This is a genomic window from Kocuria sp. ICS0012 (assembly GCF_001665945.1).
Classification (GTDB): domain Bacteria; phylum Actinomycetota; class Actinomycetes; order Actinomycetales; family Micrococcaceae; genus Kocuria; species Kocuria marina.
Genome location: NZ_LZMM01000051.1, coordinates 24,630 through 34,239, shown reverse-complemented (window position 1 = coordinate 34,239; position 9,610 = coordinate 24,630). Strand labels below are relative to the sequence as shown.

Here is a 9,610-nt window from a genome sequence, read left to right as displayed (position 1 = left end):
ACCCCCGTCCGCCGTCCCGCCCCCACTCCACACGCGCACGCCCGGAGCCCGCTCGTCCTTCTCACGGGGGTCGTGCTGAGTATCCTGGCGGGCTCGTGCCTGGCCGTCCAGTCGCGGTTCAACGGCGCGCTGGGCCGCGCCATGGGGGACCCGTACCTCGCCGCGCTCGTGAGCTTCGGGATCGGGTGCGCAGTGTTGCTCGTGGGCTCCGTCCTACTGCCTGCGGGCCGGCGCGGCGCGGCGCGGTTGCCGGGCGTGCTGCGTACGCGGCGGATCCGCTGGTGGTACTTCCTGGCCGGGGTCTTCGGCGCGTACCTCGTGATCGCGCAGACGCTCACGACGGCGCTGCTGGGCGTGTCCGTGTTCATCCTGGGTCTCGTGGTGGGCCAGTCCCTGGGCGGGATGCTCGTGGACCGGTGGGGGATCGGCCCCGGCGGGATGCAACCGCTGAGCCGCTACAGGGTGCTCGGTACCGTCCTGATCCTGGCCGCCGTGGCCGTGGCCATGGTGCCGCGGTTCTCGGCGGGTCCCCTGCACATGTCCACCCCGGCGCTCGTGGGCGCGGTGGCGTTGCCGGTTCTGGCGGGTGTGCTCAACACGGTGCAGACGGCGTGGAACGCTCACATTGCCGCGGCCACCGGGACGCCCCTCACATCCACGCTCACGAACTTCGCGGCCGGGACCGTGGCACTCGTGGTCGTGGCCGGTGTGGCCCGCTGGCTCACGCGCCCCGGCCCCGTGCAGTGGCCCCACGAGTGGTGGCTCTATACGGGCGGGATCCTGGGCATCGTGTTCGTGGCCGCCGGGGCGGTGCTGGCCCGGCACGTGGGTGTGTTGCAGACCAGCCTGGGGCTCGTGACGGGCATGCTGCTGGGGGCGCTCGTGCTCGACGTCGCCGTGCCCACCGCGGCCACCATGGTCACCCCCGTCACGGTCGCGGGCACGCTGGCCACCCTCGTGGGCCTCGTGGTTGTCACACTCCCGTGGGGTTCACACCGCAGTTCCTGAGGCGCGATTCTGCGTGGTGTGGTCGGGAATCCGTCGCCCCACGATTGATTGCACGTGTAATGGTTTGTCGTTAGATTTTTCGTGAGACGCACGTCACAATGGAGCGCCGCAAAGAGACGACCATGACCCAGATCCCACATTTCATCGCAGGCACACGCGTCCCGGGGGAGTCCGGGCGATTCGGGGACGTCTACAACCCCGTGCGGGGCACGGTCGCGGCGCAGGTGCCCCTGGCCACCGCGGACGAGGTCGAGCGCGCCGTCACCTCGGCCCAGGAGGCGTTCCCCGTATGGTCCGCGCTCAACCCCCAACGCCGGGGGCGGCTCTTGCTCAAATGGGTGGACCGGATTAACGAGAACGCGGACGAGTTGGCCGAGCTGCTGTCCAACGAACACGGCAAGACGCTGGAGGACGCGCGCGGGGACATTCAGCGCGGCGTCGAGGTCGTGGAATTCGCCGCCGGGGCACCCCACCTGCTCAAGGGGGAGTTCTCCGCGAACGCCGGCACGGGGATCGACGTCCACTCGGTCCGCCAGCCCCTCGGCGTGGTCGCGGGGATCACCCCGTTCAACTTCCCGGCCATGATCCCGCTGTGGAAGACCGGCATCGCGCTCGCAGCGGGCAACACGTTCGTGCTCAAGCCCTCGGAACGCGACCCGTCCGTGCCCGTGCGGCTCGCGGAACTCGCCGTCGAGGCCGGGATGCCCGAGGGCGTGCTGAACGTGGTCCACGGGGACAAGACCGCCGTGGACGCGCTGATCGAGGACCCGCGCGTCAAGGCCGTGGGATTCGTGGGTTCGAGTCCGATCGCCCAGTCCATCTACGTGGCCGCCGCGCAGCACAACAAGCGCGCCCAGTGCTTTGGGGGCGCCAAGAACCACATGGTCATCATGCCGGACGCGGACCTCGAGCAGGCCGCGGACGCCCTCATGGGCGCCGCCTACGGCTCCGCGGGGGAGCGCTGTATGGCGGTGTCCGTGGCGGTGCCCGTGGGGGAGGCCACCGCAGACCTGTTGGTCGACCTGCTGCGCGAGCGCATTGACCAACTCACCCTGGGCCCGTCCCTCGACCCGGCTTCGGACTTCGGCCCGGTCGTGGGCCCGGACGCCAAGGAACGCATCGAGCGCTACATCGGCATCGGTGAGCAGGAGGGCGCCACGCTGCTCGTAGACGGGCGCGGCGCGGAGGTCGCGGGTCACCCCGACGGCTTCTGGGTCGGGGCCACCCTGTTCGACCACGTCACACCGGACATGCAGATCTACAAAGACGAGATCTTCGGCCCCGTGCTGTGTGTTGTGCGTGCCGAGGACTACGAGGAGGCCCTGCGCCTACCCTCCGAGCACGAGTACGGCAACGGCGTGGCCATCTTCACGCGCGACGGGGACACCGCGCGCGACTTCACGTCCCGGGTGGACGTGGGGATGGTGGGCGTGAACGTCCCGATCCCCGTGCCCATCGCGTACTGCACCTTCGGCGGGTGGAAGGCCTCCGGTTTCGGCGACCTCAACCAGCACGGCACGGACGGGTTGAAGTTCTACACGAAGACCAAGACCGTGACCACGCGCTGGCCCTCCGGGGCCAAGGAGGGCTCGAGCTTCGTGATGCCCGCCGGCAGCTGAGCGGGCCCGCGGACGCCCGCGGGTTCCCTTCCACGGGGCCCGGCCCGTGGTTCCCGCCCCATAGGTCCCGCGCCTCGCGACCCGCACTTCGCGACCCGAGCCGAACGCCCGAACCGAACGTCCCGAACCCCCGGGTTCCGAACCGTCAGGAAGCACCATGAACACCTCCGGCACAACAGATCTCCGGGTGGCCTTCCTGGGCCTGGGCCATATGGGCGGGCCCATGGCCGCCAACTTGGTGGCTGCGGGCGTCCCGGTCCTGGGGTTCGACGTGGTCCCCGCCGCGATGGACGCCGCCCGCGCGGCCGGGGTCACGGTGGTGGACTCGCCCGCGGCCGCGGTCCGTGAGGCGCAGGTCGTCATCACCATGTTCCCCTCGGGTCGGCACGTCCGGCAGGCCTACACGGGCGACGACGCCGCGCCCGGTCTGCTCGCGGCGGCACCCGCCGGGACCACGTTCCTCGACTGCTCCACAATCGACATCTCCGACGCGCAGGACGTCGCCGAACTCGCCGTGGCGGCGGGCCACCGGGCGGCGGACGCACCGGTCTCGGGCGGCGTCGTCGGGGCGGAGGCGGGAACGCTCGCGTTCATGGTGGGCGCCCCGAAGGACGTATACCGGGAGGTGCTCCCGCTGCTCGAGATCATGGGCGGGCGGATCGTGCACTGCGGGGGCAACGGCATGGGGCAGGCCGCGAAGATCTGCAACAACATGATCCTGGGCGTGTCCATGATCGCGGTGAGCGAGGCGTTCGTGCTCGCCGAGAAACTGGGGCTCACGCACGACGCGATGTACGACGTCGTCTCGCAGGCCTCGGGACAGTGCTGGTCCCTGACCACGAACTGCCCGGTGCCCGGGCCCGTTCCCGCGAGTCCCGCCAACCGCGATTTCCGGCCGGGCTTCGCCGGAGCCCTGATGGCCAAGGACCTGAACCTGGCCGTCTCCGCACTGACCGATACCGGGGTCGCGGCCCACATGGGCCCGCTCGCCGCGCAGCTGTACCGCGAGTTCGCGGCCGGCGACGGCGCCCACCGGGACTTCTCGGGGATCATCGAGACCATCCGCGCCGAGAGCGAGCGCGGGGCCTGAGTGGCATGGCCTGACCAGCAAGGATTGAGCGGGGAGCGTGCGCGGCGGGGCTTAAATGGCGGGGCCTGGCGTCGCAGGGGCGTCAGCCCTCGATCGCGAAGTCCCCGGCGTGTGCGCGGAAGCGCCGCAGGATCGTGATGAGCGAGTCCACCTCGTCCGGCGCGAACCCCGTGTCGCGGAACAGGTCACGGTTGAGCGCCTCGGTGGCTTCGGCGGCTACGGCCGTCCCCCGATCCGTGAGCACGATGGTGATGGCCCGCCGGTCACTGGGCAGCGGTTCGCGGCGCACCAGGCCCGCGTCCTCGAGGCGGTCCACCGCGTTGGTCACGGAGGTCGGGTGGACCTGCAACAGGGCACTGGCCTTCTTCATGAGCATCTGGTGCTCGCGCGAGAAACTCAGCAGCGCGATCAGCTCGTAGCGCGCGAATGTGAGCCCGAACGGTTTGAGGACGGCCTCGGCCCGGGACAGCAGGATCTGTTGCACGCGCATGATGGCCGTGACCGCCGCCATGGGCGCGGCGGTGTCCTCCCACCCGTGCCGCATCCAGTTGCGTTGGGCCTCGGCAATGGGGTCCCTGGGGAGCCCGGGAGTGGTCGACATAGGGAACCCGCCTTCCTCATCGGATGCCGTCGGTGCCCTCCCGCGGCCCGGTCAGGGTACCAAGGGCCTGTCATCGAACGTCCGTCACCGGGCGACCGTCACGGGAGGGCCGTCACCGGGCGGCCATTACTGGTCCAGGGACAGATCCTCCTCGCGGTACTCCGTCCCGTACCCCTCCGGCGCTCGGCCGGATTTGGAGCGCCGCGTCTCCACCGAGCGCAGTTCCACGCGACGGATCTTGCCCGAGATGGTCTTAGGCAGTTCGAGGAACTCGATCCGACGGATCCGCTTGTAGGGTGCCACCTTGGTGCGGCAGTAGGCCAGGATCTCCGTGGCGGTCGCGGCGTCGGCCATGCGGCCGGGCGCGAGCGTGACGCAGGCCTTGGGGACCGCGAGGAGCAGCTCGTCCGGGGTGGGGACGATGGCCGCTTCCAGCACCGCGGGGTGTTCCACGAGCACGGACTCGAGCTCGAACGGGGAGATCTTGTAGTCGTTGGACTTGAACACGTCGTCGGAGCGGCCCATGTAGCTGAACACCCCGTTTTCGTCCACCGAGACGATGTCACCGGGTTCCAGACCGATCCAGTACATCGTGGAGAGGTGGCCCACGGGGTAGGACGTGTGGGTGTGCCCCACGAGTTTCGGCGTGGACGTGGTCCCGGACGTGAAGTACAGCAGCAGGGTAGCGTCCCCGCCCGTGGGCGAGTCCGGTTCCAGTTCGTCCGAGCTCGCGTACGCGTCCCGGTAGTCCAGGCACGTGCGGTGGGGAAGCTCGGGTGCGGCGACCGGTTCGGAACCCGCCCGGACCCCCGGGACGTACACGACCGCGTAGTCCCCGGGCCCGGAGGCGAACTTGGCGGCATCCTCCACGCCGCCCACCGCCCGCGAGGCGCCGGCGCGTTCCACCCGGCCGTGAGGTCGGTGGGTTCCATCTGGGTGGTCGAGGGGATCACCACCGCCCCCAGCTTGATGCACGCGAGCATGCACTCCCACAGCCCCACCTGGTTGTTGAGCATGAGGATCACGCGGTCCCCGCGGCGCACACCGAGCTCGCGCAACCAGTTGGCGACCCGCGCGGAGTCCTGGCTCAGTCGCGCGAACGTGCGGGTCAGGCGGGAGCCGTCCTCCTCCAGGATGATTAGCGCGTCCTGGTCCCGGCGCTCGGAGGATGCGGCGAGCTGACCGAACCAGTCCAGGCCGAAGTTCAAGTGATCGACGCGCAGCCGCACGAACTCCTCCCGGGCCCGTTCCCACTTCTGCTGGAGCGACACCAGGTGGTAGCGTGCGGCGCGAAACTCGTCCGTGACGGTCATGACCGGCCCCCCTCGAATTAATGTGATCTGTGACACACATATGTACTTGGACGGTCTATAGTTGAAAAGATTACCATTGGATTACCGAGCACCCGAGGGCCAGGATGACCACCGCCATCACCTCCTCTCGTCCCCGTGCCGCGTCCGAGCTCCCCGGAGTGGACCTGCTGAAGATCCAGCAGCTGCTCTGCGATGACGAACGCACCCGTTTGGCGGGGATCGAGAAGCACCTGCAGGACAACGTCCGCCGTCAGTCGATCGACCCGTGGAACCGGGAGCAGCTGCCCCTGGAGATGCTGCCCCGGCTCGCCGAGCTCGGCCTGGGCAATCTGTTCCGGGACGGCTCGTCCCGGTTGTTCCAGGGACTCGTGCATGCGCAGCTCGCCCGGGCGGACGTGTCCCTGTCCGCGCTGATCGGGATCCACAACGAGTTGATCGTGGGGACCCTCGTGGAACTGGGGTCGCAGCAGCAACAGGACACGTGGCTCCCCGGACTCTCGGACCTCTCCACGATCGGGGCGTTCTGCCTCACTGAACCCGAGCACGGCTCGGACATCGCCGGCGGCCTGGCCACCACCGCCACCCGCGAGGGTGACGAGTGGGCCATCAACGGTCGAAAACGTTGGATCGGCGCCGGAACCGTGGCCCAACTGGCCCTCGTGTGGGCGCGGGACACGGCCGACGGTCAGGTCAAGTGTTTCGCCGTGCCCACCAGGACACCCGGGTACGCCGCGACCAAGATCGGCAACAAGATGGGTCTGCGCATCATGCAGAACGCGGACGTGACGTTCACGGACCTGCGTGTCCCCGCGGACGCCCTGCTCCCCGGGGCCGTGAGTTTCGACGCCGCCAACATGCTGCTCAAGGACTCGCGCGCATGGGTCGGGTGGCAAGCGGTGGGCGCCCAACAGGCCATCCTGGACGTCCTACGCGAGTACACCCTGCGGCGGGAACAGTTCGGTAAGCCTCTCGCGAGCTTCCAGATGGTCCAGCAGGCCATGGCGGAGATCGCGGGCAACCTCGCGGCGAGCTCCGCGCTCATGGTGCAAGTCACCCGCCTGCAAACGTGCGACGAGATGGACATGATGCACGCGGCCCTCGCCAAGTCCACCGCGACCCGGCTCGGCCGGCGCTCGGCCTCACTGGCGCGTGACGCCCTGGGCGGCAACGGCCTGCTGAGCGACTACGAGATCGCCAAGGTCCTGGGGGACCTCGAGGCCATCTACACGTACGAGGGCAGCTACCACATCAACTCGCTCATCGTCTCCCGGGCGCTCACGGGGGTTTCCGCGTTCGTCTGAGTGGCCGGGAGCTGACGACCAGAAGTGGGAAGCCGTGCCCGCACGACCGCGCCCGGGGTCGTGACCGACCGGGCGCGGTCCCTCATGAGCGAGGGCCGCACGGTTAGGCGGGGATTCGGCATCCTCGTTACCCTGGTGACAGCGCCTTCGCGCGCCGTCGGGCATTCTCGTCCCCACCGCACCCGCACCCTTCGGTGCCGGTCCCGCGTGGGCGGCCCCGCGGCGTCGTCGTCGGCGCCGTGAACGACCCACCCAGTACTCCACGCGCGGCCGCAGCCAGCGGTCGGGCGAGAAACGGACGTGAGACCGCATGACTGCCAAATCCACCCTGGACAATGTCATCTCCCTGGCCAAGCGCCGGGGCTTCGTGTTCCAGGCGGGTGAGATCTACGGCGGTTCGCGCTCCGCGTGGGACTACGGGCCCTTGGGCGCGGAACTGAAGGAGAACATCAAGCGCGAGTGGTGGCAGACCTTCGTGCGCGGCCGCGCGGACATGGTGGGCCTGGACTCCTCGATCATCCTGCCCTCCGCGGTGTGGGAGGCCTCGGGCCACGTGGAGACCTTCACGGACCCGCTCGTGGAGTCGCTGCACACCCACAAGCGCTACCGCGCGGACCACCTGCTCGAGGCGTACGAAGCCAAGCACGGCCACCCGCCGGTCAACGGGCTCGCGGACGTCAAGGACCCCGAGACGGGCCAGGACGGCAAGTGGACCGAGCCCCAGCAGTTCTCGGGGCTCATGAAGACCTTCCTGGGTCCCGTGGACAACGAGGAGGGCAAGCACTACCTGCGTCCGGAGACCGCTCAGGGCATCTTCGTGAACTTCCTCAACGTGGTGACCGCCGCGCGCAAGAAGCCGCCGTTCGGGATCGGGCAGATCGGCAAGGCATTCCGCAACGAAATCACCCCGGGCAACTTCATCTTCCGCACGCGCGAGTTCGAGCAGATGGAGATCGAGTACTTCATCCACCCGGACGAGGCGAAGCGCTACTTCGACGAGTGGGTCGAGGCGTGCTGGAACTGGTTCGTGGACCTGGGTGTGAACCCCGACAACATGCGCCGCTACGACGTCCCCGAGGACGACCGCGCGCACTACTCGGACGGCACGATCGACATCGAGTACCGTTTCGGTTTCCAGGGCTCCGAGTGGGGCGAGCTCATGGGCGTGGCCAACCGCACGGACTTCGACCTGAGCAACCACACCGAACACTCCGGCACCAAGATGCAGTACTTCGACCAGGCCTCGGGGGAGCGTTATACCCCGTACGTGATCGAGCCGTCATTCGGGCTGACCCGTTCCATGATGGCGTTCCTCGTGGACGCGTACGTGGAGGACGAGGCCCCCAACACCAAGGGCGGCGTGGACAAGCGCACCGTGCTGCGCCTGGACCCGCGCCTCGCTCCGGTCAAGGCCGCCGTGCTGCCGTTGTCCAAGAAGGAGGACCTGCGCCCCGCCGCGCAGAACCTGGACGCCGAGCTGCGCAAGCGCTGGAACATCGACTACGACGACGCCGGGGCCATCGGCCGCCGCTACCGCCGCCAGGACGAGATCGGCACGCCGTTCTGCATCACCGTGGACTTCGACACCCTCGAGGACCAAGCCGTGACCGTGCGCTCGCGCGACGAGATGACCCAGGAGCGCGTGGGTCTGGACCGCGTCCAGCAGTACCTCGCCGACCACCTCGAGAAGTAGGCACCGCATGAGCATCGAGTACCGTCCGTGGCGAGAGGACGACGACCTGCGTCTGCTCGAGGTCTGGCCGGACGCGCCGTCGGCCCCCGCGCAGGCCTTCCGTGCGCGACTGGGTGCCGACGACGCCGCCGCGTTCTCCCGCACGCTCGTGGCCGTCGACGACGGCGTCCCCGTGGCGGCCGGGGTGGTCTACGAGTCCCCGTGGCACCCGCGCCGGTTGTGGGCGTACGTGGAGGTGGCTCCGGACCGGCAGCGCGAAGGCATCGGCCGGGAGCTCCTGGCGCGCTTGCGGAAAGTGGCCGCGGACGCGCCGTCGAGCGTCACGGCGCTGCGCTCCCGCGTGACCCCCGGCTCCGCGGGGGAGAGCTTCGCGAAGGCGGAGGGCCTGACCCCGGCCATGCGCTCGCGCGTGGTGCGCGTGGCCGCGGGTGCCCTGCCCGAACCCGCGCTCGGACAGACCGCGGACGGCTCGTGGGTGCGCTCCGTGGAAGATCTCGCGACCGGTTCCGTGGAACTAACACGCGCCGTGTGGGAGTTCTACCGCTCGGTCCACGACTGGGACCCGGTCGCGGAGATCGGGATCGGTGCGGTGAACCGGCAGTTGCTCTCGGACACCGCCGGAGCGTTCGGAGCCCTGGTGCTGCGCGCGGGCGCTCCGGGGAGTGACGGTCCCGCATCGATCACCGCGTTCGCCGTGAGCTACCGCCCGTTCGATCCGCAGGATCCCGAGGACCGGGCCACCCGGTTCGAGGCCGCGGACGTGTTGCTGGGCTACGTGCCGGGCGCCTCTTCCGATGACGGTTCCGCGCGTGAGGCGGGTGCGGCCGTGGAGACGCTGCTGGCCCTGCTGGTCCGGGACTACCCCGTGGAGCTCGAGGTGGACGACTCCATGACCCCGCTCGTGGCCGTGGTGGACAACCTGCTGGAGGCCGGGGTCGCGCACGTGGTCACGGAAACGGTCACGCTGGTGGACGACCGAGTGTAA

General features: G+C 69.5%; 7 protein-coding genes and 1 pseudogene. 6 read left to right on the top strand and 2 right to left on the bottom strand.

Annotated features, from left to right (window positions below; genetic code table 11):
• The 3 genes from A5728_RS09210 to mmsB all read left to right on the top strand — a co-directional run.
• Positions 1 to 1,008 (top strand): DMT family transporter (locus A5728_RS09210; RefSeq protein ID WP_156523424.1); only part of this gene is annotated, 1,008 nt, incomplete at its 5' end.
• A 122-nt stretch (positions 1,009 to 1,130) separates the two neighbouring features.
• Positions 1,131 to 2,627: a CoA-acylating methylmalonate-semialdehyde dehydrogenase gene (locus tag A5728_RS09205; RefSeq protein WP_082943370.1), complete on the top strand. Its 1,497-nt coding sequence runs from the start codon at positions 1,131 to 1,133 to the stop codon at positions 2,625 to 2,627.
• 157 nt (positions 2,628 to 2,784) lie between these two features.
• On the top strand, positions 2,785 to 3,717 hold the full coding sequence (mmsB, locus tag A5728_RS09200; RefSeq protein WP_064846750.1) for a 3-hydroxyisobutyrate dehydrogenase: 933 nt from the start codon (positions 2,785 to 2,787) through the stop codon (positions 3,715 to 3,717).
• Positions 3,718 to 3,799: 82 nt separating this feature from the next.
• Here mmsB and A5728_RS09195 read toward each other — a convergent pair whose 3' ends face one another.
• Together A5728_RS09195 and A5728_RS09190 are read right to left on the bottom strand one after the other, a co-directional pair.
• Positions 3,800 to 4,318, bottom strand: coding sequence for a MarR family winged helix-turn-helix transcriptional regulator (locus A5728_RS09195; protein WP_064846749.1), 519 nt, complete (start codon positions 4,316 to 4,318; stop codon positions 3,800 to 3,802).
• 126 nt (positions 4,319 to 4,444) lie between these two features.
• A pseudogene (locus A5728_RS09190) lies at positions 4,445 to 5,631 on the bottom strand (AMP-binding protein).
• Between the two features lie 104 nt (positions 5,632 to 5,735).
• On the opposite strand from A5728_RS09190, the gene A5728_RS09185 reads away from it, so the two are divergent.
• The 3 genes from A5728_RS09185 to A5728_RS09175 all read left to right on the top strand — a co-directional run bounded on the left by A5728_RS09185 (position 5,736) and on the right by A5728_RS09175 (position 9,610).
• Positions 5,736 to 6,932: an acyl-CoA dehydrogenase family protein gene (locus A5728_RS09185; protein WP_064846748.1), complete on the top strand. Its 1,197-nt coding sequence runs from the start codon at positions 5,736 to 5,738 to the stop codon at positions 6,930 to 6,932.
• 310 nt (positions 6,933 to 7,242) lie between these two features.
• Positions 7,243 to 8,625, top strand: coding sequence for a glycine--tRNA ligase (locus A5728_RS09180; RefSeq protein ID WP_064846747.1), 1,383 nt, complete (start codon positions 7,243 to 7,245; stop codon positions 8,623 to 8,625).
• A 7-nt stretch (positions 8,626 to 8,632) separates the two neighbouring features.
• Entirely contained in the window at positions 8,633 to 9,610 is a 978-nt protein-coding gene (locus tag A5728_RS09175; protein ID WP_064846746.1) for a GNAT family N-acetyltransferase, read from the top strand.

Bases quoted from the DNA above. Each gene is read 5' to 3' on its own strand.
- A5728_RS09195 (WP_064846749.1), bottom strand. From the start codon at position 4,318: ATGTCGACCACTCCCGGGCTCCCCAGGGACCCCATTGCCGAGGCCCAA.
- A5728_RS09175 (WP_064846746.1), top strand. From the start codon at position 8,633: ATGAGCATCGAGTACCGTCCGTGGCGAGAGGACGACGACCTGCGTCTG.
- mmsB (WP_064846750.1), top strand. From the start codon at position 2,785: ATGAACACCTCCGGCACAACAGATCTCCGGGTGGCCTTCCTGGGCCTG.
- A5728_RS09185 (WP_064846748.1), top strand. From the start codon at position 5,736: ATGACCACCGCCATCACCTCCTCTCGTCCCCGTGCCGCGTCCGAGCTC.
- A5728_RS09205 (WP_082943370.1), top strand. From the start codon at position 1,131: ATGACCCAGATCCCACATTTCATCGCAGGCACACGCGTCCCGGGGGAG.
- A5728_RS09180 (WP_064846747.1), top strand. From the start codon at position 7,243: ATGACTGCCAAATCCACCCTGGACAATGTCATCTCCCTGGCCAAGCGC.